Source organism: Spiractinospora alimapuensis (genome assembly GCF_018437505.1).
Classification (GTDB): Bacteria; Actinomycetota; Actinomycetes; order Streptosporangiales; family Streptosporangiaceae; genus Spiractinospora; species Spiractinospora alimapuensis.
Genome location: NZ_CP072467.1, coordinates 2,804,093 through 2,828,063 on the forward strand (window position 1 = coordinate 2,804,093; position 23,971 = coordinate 2,828,063).

The 23,971-nt window shown below is 69.5% G+C and carries 23 protein-coding genes and 1 tRNA gene; 10 read left to right on the forward strand and 14 right to left on the reverse strand.

The genetic code is table 11. The annotated features are described in order from the left end of the window. Window positions 1-20: 20 nt before the first annotated feature. From J4H86_RS12840 to J4H86_RS12850, 3 genes are read left to right on the forward strand one after another with little or no spacing between them, the layout of a single operon-like run. Window positions 21-986, forward strand: coding sequence for an ABC transporter substrate-binding protein (locus tag J4H86_RS12840; RefSeq protein ID WP_236543726.1), 966 nt, complete (start codon window positions 21-23; stop codon window positions 984-986). Further along, window positions 983-2,554, forward strand: a complete 1,572-nt coding sequence (locus tag J4H86_RS12845) for a sugar ABC transporter ATP-binding protein (RefSeq protein ID WP_236543727.1) — start codon at window positions 983-985, stop codon at window positions 2,552-2,554. The genes J4H86_RS12840 and J4H86_RS12845 overlap by 4 nt, the downstream gene beginning before the upstream one ends. After that, window positions 2,551-3,540 carry an ABC transporter permease gene (locus tag J4H86_RS12850; protein ID WP_236543728.1) on the forward strand — a complete coding sequence of 330 codons (990 nt, stop codon included), beginning with the start codon at window positions 2,551-2,553 and terminating at the stop codon, window positions 3,538-3,540. The genes J4H86_RS12845 and J4H86_RS12850 overlap by 4 nt, the downstream gene beginning before the upstream one ends. A 35-nt stretch (window positions 3,541-3,575) precedes the next feature. On the opposite strand, the gene J4H86_RS12855 is transcribed toward J4H86_RS12850, so the two are convergent. Then, window positions 3,576-4,556, reverse strand: coding sequence for an ABC transporter substrate-binding protein (locus tag J4H86_RS12855; RefSeq protein ID WP_236543729.1), 981 nt, complete (start codon window positions 4,554-4,556; stop codon window positions 3,576-3,578). 157 nt (window positions 4,557-4,713) lie between these two features. Between J4H86_RS12855 and J4H86_RS12860 the strand changes: the two genes are divergently transcribed. From J4H86_RS12860 to J4H86_RS12870, 3 genes are all read left to right on the forward strand, one after another. Next, window positions 4,714-4,887 carry a hypothetical protein gene (locus J4H86_RS12860; protein WP_236543730.1) on the forward strand — a complete coding sequence of 58 codons (174 nt, stop codon included), beginning with the start codon at window positions 4,714-4,716 and terminating at the stop codon, window positions 4,885-4,887. A gap of 83 nt (window positions 4,888-4,970) precedes the next feature. Then, window positions 4,971-5,480 (forward strand): phosphotransferase, encoded by a 510-nt coding sequence (locus J4H86_RS12865; RefSeq protein ID WP_236543731.1) that lies wholly within the window; start codon window positions 4,971-4,973, stop codon window positions 5,478-5,480. 62 nt (window positions 5,481-5,542) lie between these two features. Beyond that, window positions 5,543-6,436 carry a hypothetical protein gene (locus J4H86_RS12870; protein WP_236543732.1) on the forward strand — a complete coding sequence of 298 codons (894 nt, stop codon included), beginning with the start codon at window positions 5,543-5,545 and terminating at the stop codon, window positions 6,434-6,436. 57 nt (window positions 6,437-6,493) lie between these two features. Here the strand turns inward: J4H86_RS12870 and J4H86_RS12875 are convergent. After that, window positions 6,494-6,566: transfer RNA gene (locus J4H86_RS12875), tRNA-Lys, on the reverse strand. Between the two features lie 274 nt (window positions 6,567-6,840). Between J4H86_RS12875 and J4H86_RS12880 the strand changes: the two genes are divergently transcribed. Beyond that, entirely contained in the window at window positions 6,841-7,449 is a 609-nt protein-coding gene (locus J4H86_RS12880) for a dihydrofolate reductase family protein (RefSeq protein WP_236543733.1), read from the forward strand. Here the strand turns inward: J4H86_RS12880 and J4H86_RS12885 are convergent. Then, on the reverse strand, window positions 7,397-8,593 hold the full coding sequence (locus J4H86_RS12885; protein ID WP_236543734.1) for a Cmx/CmrA family chloramphenicol efflux MFS transporter: 1,197 nt from the start codon (window positions 8,591-8,593) through the stop codon (window positions 7,397-7,399). The genes J4H86_RS12880 and J4H86_RS12885 overlap by 53 nt on opposite strands. A gap of 270 nt (window positions 8,594-8,863) precedes the next feature. Between J4H86_RS12885 and J4H86_RS12890 the strand changes: the two genes are divergently transcribed. Further along, window positions 8,864-9,889, forward strand: coding sequence for a lactonase family protein (locus J4H86_RS12890; protein ID WP_236543735.1), 1,026 nt, complete (start codon window positions 8,864-8,866; stop codon window positions 9,887-9,889). Between the two features lie 130 nt (window positions 9,890-10,019). Here J4H86_RS12890 and J4H86_RS12895 read toward each other — a convergent pair whose 3' ends face one another. From J4H86_RS12895 to J4H86_RS12905, 3 genes are all read right to left on the reverse strand, one after another. After that, entirely contained in the window at window positions 10,020-10,349 is a 330-nt protein-coding gene (locus tag J4H86_RS12895) for a hypothetical protein (protein WP_236543736.1), read from the reverse strand. Between the two features lie 293 nt (window positions 10,350-10,642). After that, complete coding sequence (locus J4H86_RS12900) at window positions 10,643-12,901, reverse strand: ABC transporter permease (RefSeq protein ID WP_236543737.1); 2,259 nt, start codon at window positions 12,899-12,901, stop codon at window positions 10,643-10,645. Continuing rightward, window positions 12,898-13,701, reverse strand: coding sequence for an ABC transporter ATP-binding protein (locus J4H86_RS12905; RefSeq protein WP_236543738.1), 804 nt, complete (start codon window positions 13,699-13,701; stop codon window positions 12,898-12,900). The genes J4H86_RS12900 and J4H86_RS12905 overlap by 4 nt, the downstream gene beginning before the upstream one ends. Window positions 13,702-13,851: 150 nt before the next feature. Between J4H86_RS12905 and J4H86_RS12910 the strand changes: the two genes are divergently transcribed. Together J4H86_RS12910 and J4H86_RS12915 are read left to right on the forward strand one after the other, a co-directional pair. Further along, window positions 13,852-14,793 (forward strand): ATP-binding cassette domain-containing protein, encoded by a 942-nt coding sequence (locus J4H86_RS12910; protein WP_236543739.1) that lies wholly within the window; start codon window positions 13,852-13,854, stop codon window positions 14,791-14,793. After that, on the forward strand, window positions 14,790-15,539 hold the full coding sequence (locus J4H86_RS12915) for an ABC transporter permease (protein ID WP_236543740.1): 750 nt from the start codon (window positions 14,790-14,792) through the stop codon (window positions 15,537-15,539). Before J4H86_RS12910 ends, J4H86_RS12915 begins: the two co-directional genes overlap by 4 nt. Here J4H86_RS12915 and J4H86_RS12920 read toward each other — a convergent pair. From J4H86_RS12920 to J4H86_RS12955, 8 genes are all read right to left on the reverse strand, one after another. Continuing rightward, window positions 15,523-18,663 (reverse strand): BTAD domain-containing putative transcriptional regulator, encoded by a 3,141-nt coding sequence (locus J4H86_RS12920; RefSeq protein ID WP_236543741.1) that lies wholly within the window; start codon window positions 18,661-18,663, stop codon window positions 15,523-15,525. The two genes, J4H86_RS12915 and J4H86_RS12920, sit on opposite strands and share 17 nt — an antisense overlap. A 221-nt stretch (window positions 18,664-18,884) precedes the next feature. Next, complete coding sequence (locus tag J4H86_RS12925; protein WP_236543742.1) at window positions 18,885-19,457, reverse strand: DUF3558 family protein; 573 nt, start codon at window positions 19,455-19,457, stop codon at window positions 18,885-18,887. Window positions 19,458-19,625: 168 nt separating this feature from the next. Continuing rightward, window positions 19,626-20,462, reverse strand: a complete 837-nt coding sequence (locus tag J4H86_RS12930; protein WP_236543743.1) for a sugar phosphate isomerase/epimerase family protein — start codon at window positions 20,460-20,462, stop codon at window positions 19,626-19,628. Beyond that, window positions 20,455-20,598: a hypothetical protein gene (locus J4H86_RS12935; protein WP_236543744.1), complete on the reverse strand. Its 144-nt coding sequence runs from the start codon at window positions 20,596-20,598 to the stop codon at window positions 20,455-20,457. Before J4H86_RS12935 ends, J4H86_RS12930 begins: the two co-directional genes overlap by 8 nt. A gap of 80 nt (window positions 20,599-20,678) precedes the next feature. Next, window positions 20,679-21,746: an ABC transporter ATP-binding protein gene (locus tag J4H86_RS12940; protein ID WP_394356490.1), complete on the reverse strand. Its 1,068-nt coding sequence runs from the start codon at window positions 21,744-21,746 to the stop codon at window positions 20,679-20,681. Continuing rightward, window positions 21,728-22,576, reverse strand: coding sequence for an ABC transporter permease (locus tag J4H86_RS12945; RefSeq protein ID WP_394356491.1), 849 nt, complete (start codon window positions 22,574-22,576; stop codon window positions 21,728-21,730). The genes J4H86_RS12940 and J4H86_RS12945 overlap by 19 nt, the downstream gene beginning before the upstream one ends. Next, the gene (gene modA / locus J4H86_RS12950; protein ID WP_236543746.1) at window positions 22,573-23,382 is read right to left on the reverse strand and encodes a molybdate ABC transporter substrate-binding protein; all 810 of its coding nucleotides are present in this window, start codon (window positions 23,380-23,382) and stop codon (window positions 22,573-22,575) included. The genes J4H86_RS12945 and modA overlap by 4 nt, the downstream gene beginning before the upstream one ends. Beyond that, entirely contained in the window at window positions 23,375-23,779 is a 405-nt protein-coding gene (locus J4H86_RS12955) for a TOBE domain-containing protein (protein ID WP_394356514.1), read from the reverse strand. Before J4H86_RS12955 ends, modA begins: the two co-directional genes overlap by 8 nt. Between the last annotated feature and the right edge of the window lie 192 nt (window positions 23,780-23,971).

The window sequence follows — 23,971 nt, forward strand, 5'->3', positions numbered from 1 at the left end:
GACCACCGAAAGGACCACACATGAGCTGTCCCCGTACGACGATGATCGTTTTCACTCTCGCCGTAGGAGCGTTAGCGCTCACCGCGTGCAGCGAGGAACCCCTCGGTGTGTCCGGCGACGACGGGGGCGACGGTGGTGACGTCGAATCCGTCGCGCTGATGGTGCAGGACCTCAGCAACCCCTTCTTCGCCGCGATGCAGGAGGGCGTGGAGTCGGCGGCGGAGGAGATCGGGGCCAGCGTCGTCACCGAGGACGGTCGTCAGGACCTCAACGCGCAGAACGAGCAGATCGACTCGTTCATCCAGCAAGACATCGACGTCCTACTGCTCAACCCGGTCGACACCGAGGGGATCACCCCGGCCGTCGAGCGCGCGGTGGACGCCGGAATCACCGTGGTGGCCGTCGACGTCGCCGCCGAGGGGTCACACGCCACGATCATGTCGGACAACGTGCAGGCCGGTGAGCAGGTCTGCACCCATCTCTTCGAGGAACTGGACGGCGAGGGCGAGATCCTCATCGTCGACGGGCGCCCGATCAGCTCCATCCAGGAACGGGTCGAGGGCTGCGAGAACGTCCTGGAGGACTACCCGGACATCGAGGTGGTCGGACACCAGAACGGCGACAACAACCGCAGCGAGGCACTGGATATCGCCACCGACATGCTCACGGCGACCCCCGACGTGGACGGCATCTTCGCGGTCAACGACCCGACCGCGCTGGGGGCGACGCTCGCCGCGGAGCAGCGGGGGATCGACGACCTGCTGATCGTCGGGGTCGACGGCTCTCCCGAGGCCGAGGAGGAACTCGGGAAGGGCGACTCCCCGTTCGTGGCCACCGCGGCCCAGAATCCGCGAATGCAGGGCGCCCAGGGCTTGGAGATGGCGGTGGCGCTCCACGCGGGCGAGTCCCTCGACGACGAGACGACCCTGGTGGACACCGAGCTGATCACCGCCGACGACCTGGACGACTACGAGGGGTGGGAATGACGCAGGACGCGTCTCCCCCACTCCTGTCGATGACCGGGGTCAGCAAGGGGTTCCCCGGCGTGCAGGCGCTCTCGGAAGTCCAATTCGAACTGCACGCCGGCGAGGTCCACGCCCTCATGGGCGAGAACGGGGCCGGAAAGTCGACCCTGATCAAGATGCTGGCCGGCATCCACGCGCCCGACGCCGGAGAGATCGCGGTGGACGGCCGGCCGGTCACCATCGACAGTCCACAACGCGCCGCCGACCTGGGGATCGCGGTGATCCACCAGGAGCTGAACCTGGCGCCGAACCTCACGGTCGCCCAGAACCTGGCCCTGGGCGAGGAGCCGCGTACGTCCTGGGGCCTGTTGGACCGACGCCGTATCCGCGCCGACGCCGTGGAGAAACTCGCCCGGGTGGGGGCCGATCTCGCCCCGGACACCCTCGTCGGTGAACTGAGCGTCGGAATGCAGCAGGTCGTGGAGATCGCTCGCTCCGTCGCCCGCGACGCGCGGATACTCGTCCTGGACGAGCCGACCGCCGCCCTGTCCGAGGCGGAGGCCACACGTCTGTTGGACCTCGTCCTGGAGATGCGCAACGCCGGGATGGGCCTGATCTACATCAGCCACCGCATGGAGGAGGTGTACCGGCTGGCGGACACCGTGACCGTGTTCCGCGACGGCCGGTGGGTGGACACGGCGCCCCGATCGGCACTGTCCGCGGAGGACGTCGTTACGCGGATGGTGGGGCGCCAGATCGATGACCTCTACACGCGGGAACGCCAACCCCCCGGATATGAGGTCGTCGAGGCCCGCGGACTGGGCGACGGAGCGGGTGTGGGACCCGTTGACCTCACCCTGCGCGCCGGAGAGGTCGTCGGACTCGCCGGACTGATCGGCGCCGGCCGCAGCGAGACCGCGCGGCTCCTGTTCGGTGCCGACCGGGCGCGAACCGGTGAAGTCGTCCTGGAGGGCCGTCCCGTCACGATCAGGACGCCGCGAGACGCCGTGCGACACCAGATCGGGCTCGTCCCGGAGAGCCGCAAGGAGCAGGCGCTGTTCCTCCAGTTGGCGATCCGGGAGAACATCGCGGTGACCGAGCTTGGCCACCTCAGCCGGTTCGGACTCCTCAGCGGTCGTCGGATCACTCGGACCGTCGACGAACACGTCCACGCCCTGCGGGTCCGGTGCTCCTCCCCGCGCCAGCGGGTCCGGGAACTCTCCGGAGGGAACCAGCAGAAGGTGGTGCTGGCGCGGTGGTTGGAGATCCGCCCCCGTGTCCTGCTGCTGGACGAACCCACGCGCGGCGTGGACGTCGGCGCGAAACAGGAGATCTACCGCATCATCGACGAACTGGCGGCGGACGGGGTGGCGATCCTGGTCGTGTCCTCCGACCTCCCGGAGGTGATCGGGATCAGCGACCGCGTCCTGGTCATGCGGGGCGGGCGGATCGTCACGGAACTCCCGCACCAGGAGGCGACGGAGGAGGCCGTGATGCTGCACGCCACCGGGGTGGCGCGGGCGGGCGCCCCCGGAGCCGCCTCCGACGTGACGTCCTGGCAGGCCGCGAACGACGAGGAACCCTCATGACCGAGACGAGTGCCCAACCCCCCGCCGCGCCTGGCATGCCGCGCCCGGGACGTCCCCGATTCGCGGCACTGTGGGACAGGTACGGCATCCTGGGCGCGCTGGTGCTTCTGACCGTCATGATGGCGGTCTTCGCGCCCAACTTCCTCTCCCTGGACAACGCCTTCAACGTCGCGCGGGCCGCGTCCATCAACGCCATCCTCGCGGCCGGGATGACGTTGGTGATCCTGACCCGGGGGATCGACCTCTCCGTCGGGTCCAACCTCGCGGTCAGCGGCATCGTCGCGGTGCTGATGTGGACCACCGGAATGCCGGCCCTGGTGTGTGTGCTCGGCGGCGTGACGGTGGGAGCGCTCTTCGGGCTGCTCAGCGGTGCACTGGTGGCCTACCTCGCGCTGCCGGCGTTCATCGTGACCCTCGGAGGGCTGACCTACCTACGGGGAACCGCGTACCTCCTGACCGACGGCCGGCCGCTCATCGCAGACGACCTCGGGTACCGGCTGCTCGGTGACGGGTTCATCGCGATCATCCCGGTTCCCGTGGTCATCATGCTCGCGGTGTTCCTCGTCCTCTGGTTCCTCCTGCGGTTCACCCGGTTCGGGACCGAGGTCTACGCGATCGGCGGCAACCCGGAAGCGGCGCGCCTGGCCGGGATCAAGGTCAAGTGGACCCTGGTGAAGGTGTACGTGATCGCGGGCGCGTGCGCGGGACTGGCCGGGGTGATCTTCTCCGCGCGCGTGATGTCGGGGCAACCGACCGCGGGTGAGACGTACGAACTGGACGCCATCGCGGCCGTCGTGCTCGGCGGAACCAGCCTCATGGGAGGCATCGGCACGGTGCAGCGCACCCTCATCGGAGCCATGATCATGGGTGTGCTCAGCAACGGCCTGCTCCTGCTGAACGTCCCGTTCTTCTACCAACTGATCATCAAGGGCGCCGTCATCGTGGTCGCCGTCGCGATCGACAGCCTGAAGAACTGGCAACGCTAGGAGGTCCGCACGGCCGGCCCGAGGACGGTCCCCGCTCAGGGGATGATCTCGTCGAGGTTGGGCGGCTCGTCGATCAGACCGTCCTGCTCGGCGAGGTCCGCCAGGAGTCGCACCGACTCCTCGTTGATGGACCCCGGCCAGTTGGGCAGGATGAGTTCCTGGGCGGCCGCGTCGTCGATCTCGGTGTAGGTGGTCAGGACCCGGCGTGCCTCGTCGGGGTTGTCCTGGGCGTAGGCCGAGGACTCGTTCATCGCCTCGGTGAACCGTTCGACCAGGTCCGGATCGGATTCAATCTGGTCCGGGGTCGCGAAGTAGGTCGCCGCGGTCAATTCCTCGTGGGTTCCGGCGTAGTTGGCCGCCACGACCCTCATGCCCGAGTTGAGGGACGACGTGACGAACGGTTCGTTCATCCACGCTGCGTCGACCCGTCCTTCGTCCACCGCCGCCGGCATGTCGGGGAACGGCATCTCGACGAACTCGACATCCGTGGCGTCCCCGCCGGCCTGCTCCACCATGTGCCGGATCGTCGTGTCCCCGATGTTGTTCAGGGTGTTGACGGCGACGGTGCGTCCCGCCAGTCCCCCGGCGTCGGTGATCGGGCTGTCCGCCGCCACCACGACAACGCTGTAGTCCTCCTCGACGTCACCCGTCGTGGCGCTGCCCGCGCTCACCATGTGCAGCGGGATGCCCTCGGCGTTGGCGACCAGCAGGGAGGTGGTGTTGGAGAAGCCGAACTCGTACTGGCCACTGACGACGGCGGGCACGATCGCCGCACCGCCCTGCGCGAGTTCCGTGTGGAGGTCGATGCCGCGGGCCTCGAAGAACCCCTGCTCGATTCCGAGGTAGACCGGGGCGACGTCCACGATCGGGATCAGGCCCACCGTGACCTGCTCCAGGCCATCCTCCCCGGCCGCGACATCACCGTCCCCGCCGCACGCCGAGGCCAGCACGGCAGCACCCCCCGCCGCGACCGCGGCCCGGACGGCACGCCCCCGTCGCCGACGCGGCTCTGGCATGGGGCCTCCCTCGGATCCTTCGACCATGGGGAATGCTAGCCCGTCCACCTCCCCCACCCGAGGCCCGGCCTGCGCCAAGAGCCCCTTGGCGCACACGCGCTGATCGGCGACCCTGGAGGGACGTGGCTAATCAAACCACCGAAGCCGAGGAGGCACCATGCTCCGCCGACTCACCGCCGCGCTCCTGACCACACTCGCCATCACCGCCGCGGCCTTCGCCACCGCGACACCGGCCACCGCCGAATCCGTAGACACAGCGAGCGCCGTCGAAACCATGAAGGTCAAGGGGCTCCCGCAGGACACCGGCGACACGGGCACACGCATCACATAACTCCGCTGGGTCGCGCGACTCTGCCGGCGGGGACGCGAGTCCTGGAGAATCGAGTGGATCCGAGCGGGTGAGAGCGTCCCCTCGTGAACACCATCGATGACGTCCTCGCCTTGGCCGCCACCCACGGCCTCCACCTGTCCGTCGAGAGCGCGACTCCGAACGAGGCCGGCTTGGACTACCGGGTCGTGATGGCCGTCGACACCGACGGACGCCGGTGGGTTCTGCGGGTGCCGCGCCGCCCGGACGTCAGCGAGGGCATGGCCGCTGAGGTACGTGTCCTCGACCTGGTCGGCCCGGCTCTGACCACCGATGGTGTCGCGGTGCCGGATTGGCGAATCCGTACACCGGAACTGATCGCCTATCCGGCCCCGCCCGAGACCTGTCCGCCCAGTACGGAGCCGCCGGCGAGGAGATTCCGCGGACCACCCTGGACGGCTACGCCGAGGCAGGCGGCCCCATCCACCCCGGCCTGGCCACACAAGCCCGCCACCTCTGGGACGCCTCCCGCATCGGCTACGCCCCTCTACGCCCTCGCAACCCAAACCGAGACCGACATGACCGCGGCGGCCGTGATGCTGAATCCGGAAGACTGAGCGGTCTGCTTCCTCAAGAACCCTTTCGCCGCAGCCGGTCCGTGAATCACCGAGGAGACCAAGTGACGCACTTCGTCCTGGTCGTCGCCGCCGACGACCCCGACGACGTCCCGGAATTGATGGAGCCCTTCAACGAAAACATTGAGGTGCCCGACCGTCCCCAATACCTCACTGACTGGCGTTGGGAGTACCAACGCGAGCTCGCCGAGATCGCCGCACATCCCGAGCGCACTCGCCGGGGGGTGGACTATGACAACCCGGCAGAGGTTCTGGAGTACATGTGGGGGGAAAGGGTCTACCAAGACGACCAGGGCGAGTTCTACGTCATGTCCACCGTCAATCCCAACGCGAAGTGGGACCTGTGGTCTATCGGAGGGCGCTACGGCGGCTTCTTCCGGCTCGCCACCACTGTCCCTCCGGACTTGCCTGATGATCTGGAACATACCGCGTATGAGGACGGCGCCGTGAACGGTGCGCCCAAACGCTTCCTGGACCTGGAGGGCATGCGGTCGGAAGCCGCCGACCGGGCCGGGCGTGCGTGGGACGCCTTCGAGGCCGTGCGTTCCCAACACCCGCAGGCCAAAGGATGGAGTGCCTTTCACGAACGCTTCCGGGCCAATCCCATCGCCTACCCCATCACCCAAGCACGGAACGACTACTGGGACCAGCCGCTCGTCCGGGAACCTCTCCCCGAGGATGTGCGTTCGTCCCCATGCCCGATAGACCGGTTCAACACGAGCCGCAGTGTCCATACCCGCCGCGCTTATGACCGCGGCCCACTCGGCTTCGCCCTACTCACCCGAGAAGGGGAGTGGATGGCCCCCGGCCGGATGGGATGGTTCGCCACCACCGATGCCACTCAAGCCGACTGGGAGACCTACGCCACCAAGGCCAATGCCTACATCGATGCCCTCAGCGGCGATACATACCTGATCGCAGTCGACTGCCACATCTGATCTACAACGACGAGAACCCCGCCCACCAGAGCGGGGTTCGTGTGTGTGGCAGTTCGGTGGGCCCCCAGGGGATCGAACCCTGAACCCACGGATTAAAAGTCCGTTGCTCTGCCAGTTGAGCTAAGGGCCCGCGTGTGTGTCGCGAGATCACGGTGCCACACGCGCTTCTCTAAGGCTAGCGGTTATCAGCAGGTGGGTACGCCTCGCACGACACGCGTGGCGCGATGTGGCCGCGCTGGGGTTTTGTCGGGATCGTGGGTCCAGTTGATCAATGGGCTGGTCGGTGCGTGTGACGGGAGGCACTGTTGTGGGCACTGCTCACCGGTGGATCAGACCGATGAGTTCCGTGGTCCGCCCTGGTCTGTCCGAACACGTGAACCAAACGAGCGGAAGGAACTGGGCGCATGAAGTTGGTGACGGTCACGAACGTCTCTGTTGACGGGGTGCTGCAGGGGCCGGGGACGTCGGTGGAGGATCGGCGGGGTGGGTTCGAGCGGGGCGGGTGGGCGCTGCCGCTGTTCGACGACGAGATCGAGGAGTTCCTCGACGGGGTGTTCCAGCGGGCGGAGGCGTTCCTGTTCGGGCGGCGGACCTATGAGATCTTCGCTGGTTCGTGGGGGGCGATGGAGGATCCCGGGTCGAGCCCGATCGCGGACGCGCTGCACGCTCGGCCGAAGTACGTCGCGTCGACCACGCTGACCGACCCCCGGTGGGTCAACACCAGTGTCCTCGACGGCGACACCGCTGCCGCCGTCGAGGAACTGAAGACCACGGGTGCGGGCGAGCTGCAGGTCCACGGGAGTGGACGCCTGGTGCGTTGGCTGCTCGACCATCACCTGGTCGACGAGCTCATCCTCATGGTCTACCCAGTGCTTGTCGGCCAGGGCACCCGACTGTTCCCCCAGGACGGTGCGGACGCGGCGCTCGAACTGGTGGAGTCACGTACCGCCCGGAACGGGGTCATGCTGCAGACCTATCGACCCGCCGGGAGGCCTCGGTACGAGGTGCGATGACGCCGAGCAGCGGCAGGGCGACGGCCAGAGCGATCGCGAGCAACAGGCCGCTGGCCCAGACCGGGCCGGGGGCTCCGAGGCCGGCATGGAGGCTGGCCCCCGCGACGACGGGGCCACCGACGGCGCCGAGGTTGAGGGCCGCGGTGGCGTAGGCGCCGCCCATGGTGGGCGCCCCCGCGGCCGTGTAGATCACGCGGGCGATCAGGGTGCTGCCCAGGGCGAAGGAGAGCACGCCCTGGGTGAACACCAGGACCAGCAGAACGATCGGGTGTGCGGCCAGGACGGCGAGGGCGATCCATCCGACCAAAACGAGCGGTCCACCGATCGCGATGAGCTCGCCGGGACGCTGGTCCGACAGCCGACCCGCGATCCGCACCCCCAGGAACGACCCGACACCGAAGAGCACCAGCACCGCGGGAACCCAGAGCTCGGCCAGTCCCGCGGTGTCGGTGACGATGGGAGCCAGGAAGGTGAACGTGGCGAACGTCGCGCCGTTGACGAGCGCCGCGACCACCATGACCAGCACCAGGCGCGGGTTGAGGAGTTGGCGGAGCTCACCTCGCAGGCTGACTGTCGGGTGATCGTGTCCCTCCGCACCGGGGCGAGCGGGAATCCCCCACACGACACCCAAGGCGGCGGGCAGACACAGCATGACGATCGCCCAGAAGGTGGCCCGCCAATCCACCAGAGTGCCCAGGACCGCGCCACCGGGCACCCCGGCGACGATGGCCACCGTCGTCCCGGCCAGGAGCACCGCCAGGGCACGACCCTTCTGGTTCGGAGCCACGAGGGTGGCGGCGGTGGCCAACGCGACGGCCAGGAAGCCCGCGTTCGCCAACGCGGCGACGACACGGGTGATCAGCAGAACGGAAAAACTGGCGGTGAGCGCGCCAACGACGTGGACGGCCGAGAACACCAGCACGAAACCGAGCAGGCCGCCCCGAGCGGGCCAGCGGCGCGCGATTCCCGCCATCAGGGGCGCACCCAGCACCATCCCGACCGCGTAGGCCGAGGTCAAAAGGCCGGCCGCACCAACCGACACATCCAGGTCGGTGGCGATGTCCGGCAACAGGCCGGCGAGCATGAACTCCGACGTGCTCATGGCGAAGACCGCCACGGCGAGCAGAGTGAGCGCGAGAGGCATCAAAGGACTCCGAGGTGAAGAGATCAACGAGAGAGAGGCATCTCGTCACCGCGGCCAGCGCCCGAACGACGCGCGCGAGCGGGCCCGACCACTCGTGGTCGGGACGCGAACGTGGAACCTAGGGGTTCAGGGAGCTGACGGCGTGACCGAAAGCCCCCACCCTGGACGCTTCAGGAGTCGACATGGCTGGCACCCTACCCACCAGCCGCGACCACCACAATCGAATTCCTCCCTAGCCACGGCCAGGAACCGCTGCTAAGGATTGGCCGTATGAGACAGATTCTGGTCGGCACCTACACGGGTGAGCGGGGCGGCGGGCGGGGCATCTACCGGATGTGGCGCGAGGCCGACGGGGCGCTGACGCAGCCAGAATTGGTGGCCGAGCAGGACAGTCCGTCCTATCTCGCGCTTCACCCCGGTGGGCGGGCGCTGTACGCCGTGGCGGAGAGCGCCGACAGCGGCGTGGTCCACTACGACTTCGTGGACGGGCGCCCACGGCTACGGGGGCGACGGGCGATACCGGCCGGGCCGTGCCATCTGGTCGTCACGCCCAGCGGTGAGGCGGTGCTCTCGGCCAGCTACGACGCGGGCACGGTGAATTCCCAGCCGCTAGGGGTGGACGGTGGGTTCGTCGGGGCCACGACCAGTGTGGCCGGCTATGGCAGCGGGCCCGATCCCGAGCGGCAGGAGGGGCCGCACGCGCACGCGGTGGCGATCGCCCCGGACGGCACGGTGCTCAGCACCGACCTCGGCGCCGATCTGGTGCGGGCCCACCGGCTCGACGCGGAGACCGGGACACTGCGGCCGGTCGCGGCGATTCCGCTGCCGGAGGGCTGCGGACCCCGGCACGTCGTGGTACATGCCTCCGGCCATGTCTACGTGCTGACCGAGTTGGCGGGAGGCATCGCCGTCCTGGCCCCCAGATCGGGCTACGCGGACCTGGAGCTGCTCGCGCACGAGCCGGCCACGCGGGACGACGTGCCGGGGGACGCCCTGGGGGCGGCGATCCGGGTCAGCGACGACGGCCGATTCGTCTACACCTCCACCCGGGGCGCCGACCTGGTGACCACCCACCAGGTCAAGGCGGACGGCACCCGGCTCCGCCCGGTGGCCGACGTCCCCACGGGCGGACGCTGGCCACGGGACTTCTGCGTGGACGGGCAGTGGCTGCACGTCGCGAACGAGCACTCCGCCACGGTGTGCACCTTCCGGCTATCACCACGGACCGGCGCCCCCGAACCCTTCGGTGATCCGGTACCGGTGCCATCGCCGGTGTGCCTGCTGCCTTTGCCGTAGAGGGGCCCGTGCGCGGAGGATCGGAGATCCATACGGGGCCAGGAATTCTCACGCTACCTGGCGAAGTCACGCACCAAAAGTTAGCGGAGACATCACTTGGTAACGTGCCCGCTGCGCGACTTTCCCGGTTTCACGTCAACCCCGTCCTTTTCGCCGCGCCAGCCTGCCGAGCGGCCCATTGGAACGGCCCCACGGCGACTTCCGCCGCGTCCTCGGCAGACTTCTTCATCGCGGCACCCAAAGCCCGGGGGGACATCCGGGGGCCCCGGTTGTCCGAAGGCTCATCCGCGCTGGCCTCCACGAGATCATCCCTCAATGGCAGCGGCTTCACCTTACCTGGCGTCCTCCCGGTGACATCCTTCGCACGCTGGCCGTTCTTTTCCCCCGCCGAGGGGTTTTTCGGATCCTTGTCCTGGCTCCGTTTCTGCTCTTTCTCCCATTTCTCTTGCTCCCGCCGCATACCCATAATTCCTCCACGCCCTCTCGGCACGCGACACGCCTGTCGCGACAATATTGGATGATCATACTCAAACCGACTGAATCGTGAAAGATGGTGGCTAGCCTAGTGGGAATCGACTCGCATATCAGCAGCGCATGCTGCCGTTCAATCACTCGGGATAAACGTCCGATGTCCAGACGTTTTCCCATTGCGCAACTGAAGCCGCCGCCCCAATACGCCCAACGAGGTGACCGGTATCGCTCGCACCGGCCACCTCGTGGTGTCGCTGTCCGCCGGCGACGGAACCCCGCCGGCTACGAGGCCGCGGCGTCGACCGGTCCGCGTCGGACCGCCTGCCAGGCCGGGAGCAGCGTGGCCAGCAGGGTGACGAGCACCGTCCCCGCGACGACCGTGACGTAGATCCACGGTGAGCCGGTCCACTGCGTGGTGTCGGCGCGGCCGACGCTGAACGCCACGAGTGGCACGACGGCCGCGATCGTGCCGAGGACGATGCCGATCGCCGCGATCAGCAGGCTCTCGATGGAGAGCATCCGCATGACCTGCTCGCGGGTGGATCCGGTGAGGCGTTGCACCGCGAACTCTCGGGTCCGGGCATTGGTGCTGGAGGCGAGGGTGTTCACCACCGAGATCACGCTGTAGGTGACGATCATGACGACGATGGTGTAGATCGCGAACGACTCGATGTCCTGGTTCTCCGCGTAGGCGTCGGCCAGGGCCTCGCTGCTGGATACGTCCACCCCGGCCTGGCCGGTGGCGAAGTCCTCGAGTTCGGCGAGCATCTGATCCGTGGCGGTGCCGTCCGCGGCGGAGACGAGGATCTCGGTCGCGTGCCCCGCGGTGGTGTGGGCGGCGAGGGTCTCGGTCGGGAGCAGGAGGGTGTTGTCGTCGCCGCCGACGTCGAAGAGGGCGACGAGTTCGACATCGAGGGGGGCGTTATCGCCCATCCGCACGGTGAGCGTGTCGCCGACCGCCAGTCCGAGTTCCTCGGCGTTTCCGCTGTCCATGGCCACGGTGGCCCCGCTCAGGGCGTCGGCCGAGCCGTCGGTGACCGGAGCGGACCACACCGCGCCCACACCGCCCGGGTCGACACCCTCCAGGATCCAACCGTCCCACCGGGCCTCGCCCTCCCAGTTCTCCGGGTCGTCGATAGGGTGCTCGAGGAAACCTCTGCTGTTGACGTATCCGGAGACCTCCCCGACCTCGGGGAGGTCGCGCACGTTGTCCACGAGTTGGCCGTCGACTCCGCCCTCCGCCGTGACGACAGCGTCGGAGGACAGACCGTCGACGTACTCCTGGTGTACCGCGTCCTTGCCGGTGTTGTGCATGTACAGCAATCCGGCGCTGATACTCGTCAGCAGGATGACCGGCATCGCCACCGCGGCCGTCCGGTCGACGCCGGCGCGCACGTTGAGCATGGCCAGCCGGCCCGACTGGCCCATCAGTGCCCCCAGCGGTGACAGCGCCGCGGCGAGGGGCCGCGTCAGCGCGGGACTGAGCACCGCCAACGCGATCCCCATGACGATCACGGCCGGCGAGCCGGTGGTGGAGGCGTAGCTTCCACTGTTGACGGTCATGGTCACGACACACAGGGCGATGCCACCGAGGAGCAGGGCGACACCGAGCAGGGGACGCCAGAACCCGATGCGGTTGCGCTCGGGAAGCCCGGCGCTGGCCAGGGCCTCGGTGGGACGGGTCCTGGCCGCCGCGCCCCCCGCGACGGCGGCGCCGCAAACGGCCGCGAGCAGCGCCGATCCGATCCCGATGGTGATCGGGATCCACCCCATCTGGAACGCGATCTCGTCGATGGTGACCCCGTTGCGGACCATCTGCAGTTGGAGGAACTCCGCGAGCCAGCGTGCGGGGAGGATCGCGAGTCCGGTGGCGAGGGCGGACAGGATCACCGTCTCGCCCAGGATCAGGGCACGGAGCTGCCCGGGTGTGCTCCCGACGGCCCGGAGCAGTGCCATCTCGCGTCTGCGTTGGTGGATCGTGAGAGCCAGCATCGACGCCACGCCGAACACCGCGATCATGATGGCCCAGGAGCCGAACACGCCCGAGAGGACGACGAGTCCCTCCGCGTGGATGGCGGCGTCGGGGACCTCGGCGACGCCCCGGTCGTCGCCGACCAAAGCCACCGCGCCGCCGGGGATCTCGGCCTCGATGAGCGCACGGAGCTGGTCGACCTCGACTCCGGGTTCGGCGACGACGGCGATCGCGTCGACGGTGCCGGCGGGCGCCGGGTCGTCGATGGTGTGGTTGGTGGCCTCCCGCACCCCGGGTACCGCGGCGACGGCGTCGACCAACGCGGCGTCGATCCGGGCCCGCTCCTGCATGGGCGCCGTGTACTGCATCTCCGGGACCTCGTACTGCTGGTCGCCGGCGACGACGACGTCCGCACCGTCGAGTTGTCGCGGCGGAACATCCCCTCGGATGCCCGTCTCCATCAGCCCGCCGCAGGCCATGACGATCGTCGCGCCGAGGAACATCGTCAGGAAGGCCGCGAGGAAGCTCCCCTTGCGGTGCCGCAGGGTGCGCAGCGCCAGCCGGATCATCGCGCCGCTCCGGACGTTGGCGGGGTCGTGGTGTCGTCCGCCCAGGCGCCCAGATGCGTCATGCGTTCGGCCACCGCCTCGGCAGTGGGGTTGTAGAGCTCGCGCGCCAACCGTCCGTCCGCCATGAACACGACCCGGTCGGCGTAGGAGGCGGCGACGGGGTCGTGGGTGACCATCACGATGGTCTGTCCGGCCTGCCGCACCGCGTCACGCAGCAGGGCGAGGACGTCGCGGGCGGATCGTGTGTCGAGCGCACCGGTGGGCTCGTCGGCGAACACGACGGCCGGGTCCGTGACCAGGGCCCGGGCGATGGCGACGCGTTGCTGCTGCCCTCCGGAGAGCTCCGCGGGTCGGTGCTTACGCCGCTCCTCCAGGCCGACCTGACGCAGGGTCTCGGTCACCCGTTGACGATTGGGGCGGCGCCCGGCCATCTCCATGGGCAGCCGGACGTTCTGCGTCACAGTCAGGGCGGGGAGCAGGTTGAACGCCTGGAAGACGAACCCGATCCGCTCGCGGCGCAGCATGGTGAGCCGCTTCTCCTTTAGCGGCCCGATGTCCTCGCCATCGAGGTAGACCGAGCCCGAGGTGGGCCGGTCGAGCCCCGCCGCACAGTGCAACAGGGTGCTCTTGCCCGAGCCAGACGGGCCCATGACCGCGGTGAACGTGCCGCGGTTGAACTCGACGCTCACCTCGTCGAGCGCGGCCACCGCGTTGCCACGCCGGCCGTACACCTTGCGTACCTCGGCCAACCGCACCACTGCCTGGGTGGTGCCGTCCGGCGATTCCCCATCCGGTATCAACGTCGCTCCCTTACCGATTCGCGTACGTCCCACCCTGCGTGTCGGTCCTGACACCCGGGGGCCACGGCGCTGACACGCGTTCCTTCTGAGGGCCGGACCGTGTCAGCGGCACGGCCGGCCGGTGACAGGGCGGGCGCCGACGCTGTCCCTATGACACGCTCAGCGATCGCGGTCTCGGGACTGCGCAAGTCATTTGGGAACAGAGTCGTCCTCGACGGCGTCGACTTCGATATCCGCGCCGGAACCGTGTTCTCCCTGCTCGGTCCGAACGGGGCGGGCAAGACCACTGCCGTCAACGTGCTCACCACGCTGACGAAGCCCGACGGCGGGTCGGTGCGGGTCGCCGGGCACGACGCGGTGACCGCCCCGCGGGCGGTGCGGTCGGCGATCGGGGCCACCGGCCAGTTCGCGGCGGTGGACGAGCTGTTGACAGGGCGGGAGAACCTCCGGCTGATGGTGGACCTGCGTCCCCGTGGATCCACCGGCGACAGGACGGTGGTCACGGAGCTACTGGAACGCTTCGACCTGGTGGACGCGGCGGACGATTCCGCGTCCACGTACTCCGGCGGGATGCGTCGAAAACTGGATCTGGCGATGACGCTCGTCGGGTCGCCACGGATCATCTTCCTCGACGAGCCGACGACGGGCTTGGACCCCCGCAGCCGTCACACGATGTGGGCGATCATCCGAGAGTTGGTCACCGGCGGGGTGACCGTCTTCCTCACCACCCAGTACCTCGAGGAGGCCGATCAGCTCGCCGACCAGATCGCGGTGCTCGACCACGGTCACATCGTCGCGCAGGGGACCCCCGACGAACTCAAGCGTCGGATCCCCGGCACCCACGTGCGGCTCCGTTTCGCCACCACGAAGTCGCTCGACGCCGCCGCGCGCGCCTTCGCGGGTTCCATCCGCGATGAGGAGTCCCTGACGTTGCGTGTCCCCGGCGACGGCGGAACCCAGGCGCTGCGCGCCGTGCTGGACCGGCTCGACGAGCACGCGCTCATCGCCGAGGAGATCTCCGTCCAGACACCTGACCTGGACGATGTCTTCCTCGCCCTGACCGGCGAAACCACTGGGGAGGTCTCCCGATGAGAACCAAACCTCACGCGGTCGTGATGCTGCGCCGCAACGTCACCCACATCGTCCGCGATCCCACCTCGGTGTTCAACTCGGTCGTGATGCCGATCGTGATGATGCTGATGTTCGTGTACGTCTTCGGAGACGCGTTCAGCGTCGGCGTGAACTACGTCGACTACGTGACCCCGGGATTGTTACTCCTGGCGATCTGCTACGGGCTCGGATCCGTGGCGGCAGGGGCGAACTCCGACATGAGCAAGGGCATCATCAACCGGTTCAAGGTCATGGACGTCTCCCGGGGCGCCGTCCTCAGCGGTCAGGTGATCGCCAGCGTGTTGATCAACCTCGTTTCGGTGGCGGCCATGCTCGGGATGGCGCTGCTGCTGGGGTTCAGACCCTCAGCCGGGTTTCTCGACTGGCTGGGCGTCCTGGGCATGGTCGTGCTCGTCGGCGTCGCGTTGGCGTGGATGACCGTCGCTCTGGGGCTGGCGGCGAAGTCCCCGGAGTCGGCGGGACTCGTGGCCGTGCCGCTGATCATGCTGCCGTTCTTCAGCAGCGCCATCGTTCCCGCCGAAATGATGGGAACGGGGGTGCGGCAGTTCGCGGAGTACCAACCATTCACCCCCATCATCGAAACCCTTCGCGGGCTGCTCGCCGGATCGCCCTCCTCCGGCGACGTGGTCCCGGCGGTTCTCTGGTGCCTCGGGCTCGCGGCGGTGGGCTACGCCTGGGCGCGGTACGGCTTCACGAGGAGAGCGTAGCTTCCGCGAGCTGGGACCAGTCGGCTCGTGCTCCCTGCCGCGAGATCTCGGTGAACCGTGCGGCACCGAGACGGCCCCGCACCTCCTTCTCGATCCGAACGGCGTCGGGGCTGGAGAGGTCCGCCATACCCCGGACAGCCGTACTCGCGGCCAGCAGGCGGGCCGCCTGCTCGGGCTGGTCCAGGCGCACGGCGAGATCCGCGACACCGACGAGTACCCGCGCGAGGAAATAGGGCTCTCCCGTCTCCGTGGCGGCCTGCCAGGCGACGACCCGGTGGCCCCGTGCGTCGGGGAGGTCCTCGGCCAGGTACCCCACCATGTCGTTGATCTCCGCCCGGGTCTCCGCCTGTTCCGCGTGATCCTCCAGGAGCGTCGCCGCGATCCCGAGCTGCTCGCGGGCCGTCCCGACGTCTCCGCGCAGCCGGGAGAGCTCGGCCCGGGCGAACGCCAGCTCGGCGAGGGCGTAGGGCCAGGCGACCCCTTCCGCGAGTCGCTCCGCCTCCCCCAGGGCCGACGCGCTGGCCACCGGATCTCCGTCCAGCCAGTGCAGCCGGGCGAGGAGGGTGCTGAGGTGGATGACGTCCTCGGTGGCACCGACCTCGGCGATCGCCGCGATCGCCTGGGCCACGTGCTCACACGCGTTCGCGAACTCACCACGCATGGCGATGAGTTCCCCCAGTTGGGCGAGAACGAGCGAGGTCCCGAACCGATCGCCCAGGGCCTGGAACTCGGCGAGCGCAGTCACCAGTTGCGTCTCCGCGTCCTGTCCACCTCGGCCGCCCCGGATCGACATCTTGCCGACCTGCCAGCGGGCCAACGCCCGCACCCACGGGTCCTCGCTGTCCAACAGCGACTCGAAGGCGGGGATCACGGTGTCCGGCGCCGTCAGCATGCGCTCCAGCGGGATGACGAGGTCCAGGAGCGGCACCCGGTGATCGGACCGCTGGCTGAACCGGTGCGCCTTGTGGATCCATTCCGCGCCGAGGTGGATGTCGCCTCGGCTCGAGGTCACGAACATCACCACCATGCCGTACACCATCGCTCGCGCGTCGTCGTCCACCTCCCCGGGGAGGTTGGCGGCGGCGACGAGCAGCTCGACGCCCTCGCCCCGACGTCCGCTGAGCCACCAGTACCAGCCGGCCGCCGCGGCGAGCCGCATCGCGGACTGTGCCTCGCCCGCGGCGAGCGCGCCCCGCAGCGCGGCGCTGATGTTGTCGTGCTCAGGCTCCAACGCGGCGAGCCATTCCACCTGTTCGGCGCGACGCAGGTAGGGCTCGGCCGCCTCGACGCGTTCGACGAAGTAGGCGAGGTGGGCGCGGCGCGTCCGCACGGTCTCTTCCGCCTCGGCCAGCCGGCGCGCGGCGTAGTCCCTGATTGTGGTGAGCATTCGGTACCGGGGGGATCCGTCGTCGGCCGCGACCACGAGTGACTTCTCCACCAGCGAGCTGATCAGCGGAAAGACGTCCTCCTGCCCGACCCCGTCCCCGGCGCAGACCCGTTCGGCTCCATCCAGGCCGGCGCCGCCGGCGAACACCGAAAGCCGGCGCAGCACGCGGCGCTCGGCATCGTCGAGCAGTTCCCAGCTCCAGTCGACCACGGCGCGCAACGTCTGGTGCCGGGGCATGGCGGTGCGGCTCCCGGTGGTCAGCAGCCGGAACCGGTCGTCGAGTCGGTTGGCGAGCTGGTCCAGGGGCATCGTGCGCAGCCGCGCGGCGGCGAGTTCGATCGCCAGGGGCATTCCGTCGAGGGAGCGGCACACCCGCGCCATGGTGGACAGGGTGGCGTCGTCGATGGTGAGGTTTCTGCGCACCGCGGCGGCCCGGTCCCGCAGCAGTTGGACGGCCGGCGACGAGCGGATCTGGTCGGGGGTCGCGTCGCCGGGCGGCGGGTCGAGCGGCTCCACCGTCCACAGTGCCTCGCCGGTGATGCCGAGCGGCTCCCGGCTGGTGGCCAGCACGCGCAGGCGTGGGCACTCCCCCAGCACGCGATCGGCGAAGGCGGCGGCCTCGTCGACCACGTGCTCGCAGTTGTCCAGCACGAGAAGGGTGTCGCGGTCCCGGATCGCCGTGATCAGCCGCTCCGCCGGGTCCGACCCGTTGGGGGTTCCGGCGAGGAGGGCGTCCCGCAGGCCGATGGCGGTGAGCGCCAGCCGGGCGGGGTCTCCGTCGGGTTCGACGGTGGCGAGCTCAACGAGCCAGACCCCGTCCGGTACGTCCTCGAGGAGGGTCCGCGCCGTCTCGGTGGCCAGTCGGGTCTTGCCCGAGCCTCCTGGCCCGACGAGCGTGGTGAGCCGGTTCTGGGTGACGAACGAGGCGAGCGCCTCGACGTCGGCGGTCCTGCCCACGAAGCTCGTCAGGACCGATCGCAGGTTGGTCGTCGGCCGCTCGTCGCGCCCTGTCTCTCCGCGTAGCAGAGCGGTGTGCAGCGCGGAGAGTTCCGGGGAGGGGTCGGTGCCGAGTGCGTCCGCGAGCGCGTCGCGGGTGCGCTGGTACACCAGAAGGGCCTCGTTGTCGCGACCGGCGGCGGTGAGGGCACGCATCAGCGCGCCGACGAACCGCTCCCGCAGCGGATGGGCGGCGACCAGGTCGGTCAGTTCCGTGACCACTCCGGCGGCGTCGCCGAGACCGACCTCCGCCTCGAACCGGTCCTCGGTCGCCGTGAGTCGGAGCCCCTCCAACCGGGTGACGGCCGCGTCCAGAGCCGCGGTGTCCCGGAGCCCGACGTCCGCGCAGGCGGGGCCGCGCCACAGTCCCAGGGCCTCACGCAGGAGACGGACCCGGCGCGGACCGTCCTCGGCTCGGGCCTGGCCGACCAGGTTCTCGAACCGAGCCGCGTCGACGGCGTCCGCGTTCACCGCCAGTCGGTAACCTCCGGCCTCCCCCAGCACCACGTCGGGTCCGAGCGTCTTGCGCAGCCGCGACACCAGGCGCTGCAGCGCGTTCGCGGCGTCAACGGGCGGGCGCTCCCCCCAGATCCAGTCGACGAGCGCGGACCTGGACACCACCCGCCCCGGCGCGAACGCGAGCGCGACCAGCAACCCCCGCAGCCGAACCCCAGCCACGTCGACGACCACCCCGTGATCCGTACGCACATCAAGTGGCCCAAGTATCCCGATCTGCACCATCCCAGTCTTCCATTGGTCACAGGGACGTGCCCCGCACCGGATCGCGACGGACACCACTCCCGTGTCCGTCCCGTCGCCACGGCGTGTGTGGGGCCTCGTGGCGTGGCGAGAGGTATGCCTCCCGTCGCGCCGCCGATCGCGGTGGCAGCACGGTGTTGCCGCACCCAACAAGATCCGCGTCCACGCGCCCCCGACATCGGCCGGGGTCGGACGTGCGAACCTCAGAGTTCGGGGGTGTTGGCCACCACGACCTCGCCCGCTCGGACCGCGAGGTAGCAAGGGTCATCAGACTGCGCCTGGAAGAACAGTCCGTGATCGTCGGAGAGCGCGAGGTCCAGGTTGCACGCTCCCCCATAGTCCGTGGTGTAGGCGGGGTACCCGGAGACGTCGACGTAGTCGGTCACTTCCTCCACCTCCTCGGCGTCGGTGAACGCGGACTGGAGCGTGAGCCACGCCATCGTCCGGTCAGTGGCCATCCCCTCGTTGACCTTGACGCTGATGGTCCCGGTCATCGGGTCGCTGTAGAAGCAGCTGGACTCGGTCTGCGAAACTCCCGCGCCGTCGTCCGGGAGGGCTCCGAGGTCGCGGGCCTCCTCGTCGGGGAGGAGCTCGCACGGTTCCACCGCTGTTGGGTCGAGGGCGGGGACGTCGAACTGGGCGATGGAGTCACGCTGCTCCAGCGGGACGTCCTCGGCCTCCGCGGTCTCGGGGTCCCCCTGCTCGTCGGCCCCATCCTCGGGCGTGGCCCCTCCCCCACAGCCTGCGGTCAGCAGGGCGACGGTTAGCAGCGACACGGCGACACCCGTGCGACCGTCGCGGCTGCCTCTTTCCGCGGCACCTGGCGTGGACATCGGAATTCCTCCACCGTTGGGCGTCTCCAGGGAGGATGATGCTGCCAGAAGGCCGAACCGTCCGCTACCCTTCGCGCACGAATGGTTACACCGTTTTGGAAGGCGGCCCTTCTACGTGTACTCGGCCGCTTCGAGGACCTCTCTGGCGGCGGTGTAGGCCGCGCGGGCCGCCGCGTCGGGGCCGCGCCGGGTGAGCTCGTCGGAGATGACCTCCACGCTGAGGAGGTCCGGTCGGATGTCGCGGGCGGCGAGGTCGCGGAGCAGTCCGACGACGTCGCCGTGTCCTTGGCCGGGGAGCCAGCGGTGGTGCAGGGACTCGGTGCGGAGTGGGTGCAGCGGGGTGGGTCCGACGTCGCAGAGTTGGATCGACGCGACGTCGCCCGGGGGGACGACGTCCAGATCGGCGGACGTGCTTTCGGCCCGGGCCCAGTGCCAGGCGTCGATGATGAGGGCGACGTTCTCGCGGCCACAACGCTCGGCGACCCACGCCGCCGTGCCCAGGTCCGGAATCCCGCTGTAGGGCATGAACTCCACGGCGACGACGAGTTCCTCCGCCCGGTCGCAGAGGTCGCGCAGGGCCGCGACGATGTCTTCCTCTGGGAGGTGCTCCAACAGTCCGGTGTTGACGTGCGGCACACCGAAGCGGCGGGCCATGTGGAAGATCGTGCGCTCCTTCTCCCGCTGCGCCTCGTCGCGGTCCACGGAACGTCCCCAGGAGGTGACGTACTCGGTCTCCGTCAGCGCGACTCCGTGCCGGGCGAGGACGGCGTCCATCGCGTCGTCGGAGTAGCCGTCGGCCCCCGCGCGCACGTAGTCCTCGGCGCGGAGCCCGACACCGGTGAAACCGGCGGCCGCGGCGGCACGGACGCGTTCACCGAAGTCAACCTCGGAGCTGATCCCGTAGCCGGCCAGGGTCAGACCAAACGAGGTCGTCCTCCCGTTACTCACCCGTCGTCCTCCCGATGATCTCGTCGAACTCGTCCAACGCTGGGGCACGCGCTCCGGCGAGGGTGACGCCCGCGACGTGCCCGAACGTCATCGCGGGGCCCAGGTTGATCCCTCCCGCAGGGTAATGACCACCCATGACGCTCACCTGGTCGTTTCCACAAACATGCGGCGCCAGGGCAGGCCGAGGTCCCCTGGGGGGCCGCATTGGCACGCGCCTCAGGCCGGGTACGTGGTGATCTCCGTGGCCTTGACGCAGGCCCATACCTCGTCACCGGTGGTCAGGCGGAGGTCGGCGAGGGCGGCGGGGGTGATCTCGGCGATCAGGGTGATCTGTCCGCGGAGGTGGACGCGGACGTGGTCGCCGAAGCTTTCGACGCCGTCGACGGTGACGCGCCAGGTGTTGCGTGGGCTTCCCTCCGGTTTGGCGCGGAAGAGGGCGACGGCGCTGGGAGGGAAGGACACGAACACGTCGCCGTCGTGGGGGTCACCGATGGTGACCTCCCCGCCGTTCTCGCTCGGGGCGACGGCGACCGTCGTGCCGTCGGCGCGACCCCGATAGAGGTTGAGGCCGACCAGGTGGGCGATGTACTCGGTACGCGGGTGGCGGGCCACCTCCGCCGGGGTGCCGCGCTGGACGACGGACCCTTCCTCGATGATGGTGACGCGGTCGGCGAGCACCATGGCCTCCAGCGGGTCGTGGGTGACCACGATGGTGCCTCCGTCGAACTCGCTGAGGTGGCGACGCAACTGGGAGCGCACGCTGAGCCGGGTGTGGGCGTCCAGCGCGGACAGGGGTTCGTCGAGTAGCAGGAGGCGTGGCTCAGCGGCCAGGGCGCGGGCGAGAGCGACGCGCTGCGCCTGTCCGCCGGAGAGCGCTCCCGGGCGTTTGCGTTCGTGCCCGTCCAGGCCCATGTGCCGCAGCTGCTCCGCGGCGAGTTCCCGGGCCCGGCGCTTGTCGACCCCACGGCAGCGCGGGCCGAAGGCGACGTTGTCCAACGCGCTCAGGTGTGCGAAGAGCAGGTAGTCCTGGAACACCATTCCGATGGCCCGGTTCTCCGTGGGCGCGCGGGTGACGTCCTCCCCGGCCAGGACGACCTGGCCGTCGGCGAGGGGTGTGAGGCCGGCCAGCGCACGCAGGGCGGTCGACTTACCGGAGCCGTTCGGGCCCAGGAGCGCCAGCACCTCCCCGGGCGCCACGGTGAGGTCGACGTCCAGGCGGAAACCGGGGCGGTCGACCTGGAGACGCGCGTCGAGACCGTGGGTACTCACAGCCCACCGATCCATTTCTCTCGCAGGCTGGTGAGGATGACCAGCGACACCGCCAACAGGACCAGACTGAGGACGATCGCCGAGGCGGGGTCCGACTGCATCGCCACGTACACGGCGATCGGCATCGTCTGCGTCACTCCGGGCAGGTTCCCCGCGAAGGTGATGGTCGCCCCGAACTCGCCCAACGCGCGAGCCCAGCACAGCACCGCCCCCGCCGCCACTCCCGGCAACACCATGGGCAGCGTCACCCGGCGGAAGATCACCGCCCGAGTGGCGCCCAACGTGGCCGCCGCCTCCTCGTAGCGTCGGTCCGCACCACGCAGCGCACCCTCCACACTGATCACGAGGAAGGGCATCGCGACGAAGACCTGCGCGGCGACGACCGCGACGGTCGTGAAGGGGATCTGGTACCCGAACCACTCGTACAGGTGCTGGCCGACCACACCGCGCCGGCCGAAGGCCAGCAACAACGCGACGCCGCCGACGACGGGCGGCATCACCATCGGCACGGTCACCAACGCCCGCACGTAACGACGGCCGGGGAAGGTGGTGCGGGCGAGCAGCCAGGCCAGCGGGACACCGACCGCCAGGGAGATCAGGGTGGCGACCGTGGCCGTCCCCAGGGAGAGCAGCAGGGCGTCGCGGACCTCCGGCATCAGCAGCCGGGTGCCGAGCGTCCCCCACGGGGCACGAATGAGAAGCCCGGCGAGGGGCAGGACGAGGAACAGGACCCCCACCAGGGCCGGAAGCATCAACACCCACGGGACACGGCCCGCCCGGATCGAGACGTCGCGACGGGGCCGCGTGGTCGCCTCGGGGTGTCGCACCGGGTGACGCGGACTCATGGGGTGCGGAATCCGGCGTCGGTCAGTACCGCCTGGCCCTCGTCGGACGTCACGAGCCGGACCCACTCCTCGGCGAGGTCGGGCTCCGCGGCCTCCGTCAGCACGGCGATGGGGTAGTCGTTGACGGCCTCCTCGGCCTCGGGGAACTCGATGCTGACGACGGACTCCCCGGCCGCCATCACGTCGGTCCGGTAGACGAGAGCCGCGTCGACCTCACCCAGCTCCACCTTGGTGAGGGCGGCGCGTACGTCCTCCTCCAACGTGGCGGGGTCGATGTCCACCCCGCTGTCCTCCATCACCGTCTCCGACGCGGCGCCACACGGCACCTCCGGAGAGCACAACGCGACCACCACGTCGTCCGCTGCGAGGTCGTCGAGTTCCTCGACGCCGGCCGGGTTGTCCGCGGGGACGGCGATCTCCAGGATGTTCTCCACGAAGACCGTCTCCTCCCCCGCGACGTTGCCCTCCTCCGCGACCAAATCCATGTTCGCGGGGTTGGCGGAGGCGAACACGTCGGCGGGCGCCCCTTCGTTGATCTGCTGAGCGAGTTCGGAGCTGCCGGCGAAGTTGAGGTCCACGGTCACTCCGTGTTCCTCCTCGAACCGCTCACCCAGTTCGCCGAACACGTCGGTGAGCGACGCGGCCGCGAAAACCCTCAGGTTCCCGGAGCCGCCCTCCGCGTCCCCACCACCGTCGTCGCCCGGGACGTCGCCGCAGGCCGCGGTGGCGAGAACGGCGACCGCCACAGGCACCGCGGCGAGCGTGACGGAGAGGGGGAAGGGACGGCGCGGGGTGGGGTCAGGCATGACGGGCTCCCGTCGAGGGGTCGGTCTCCATGATGACGTTGGTCGACTTCACGATCGCGGTGACGATCGATCCCACCTCGAGCGACAGGTCGTCCAGGGACTCCCGACTCATCAGCGACACCACCCGATGCGGCCCGGCCTGCACCTCGACCTGCGCCATGACGGCGTCGCGCACCACGTTGGTCACGATCCCCCGGAACCGGTTCCGCGCGGAGGAGGACCGCAGGGCGGGATCCTCCGTGGCCCCCTCCCGCAGGAAGGCCGCCAGGTCGGCGCTGGCCACCAATCGGCGCCCCTGACCGTCCCGCTCGGCGGGCAATCGTCCCGTGTCCACCCACCGGCGCACCGTATCGGGACTCATGCCCACCAACGTGGCCACATCGTTCACTCGCAACATCGACACAGAAGAAGCGTATAGCACGCAATCGCGACAGTTAATCCCGGTTCGGTCTCGTATTTGCGAGAGATCAATCCCACGAGGGCGCGAGGCCCCCGTGGGACACGGGTGCCGCCGTCAGATCCGGCCGCCGCGGACCTCCCCTCCGCGGTGGGAACCCCCGAGGCTGACGTGCCCCACCTGGAAGCCCCG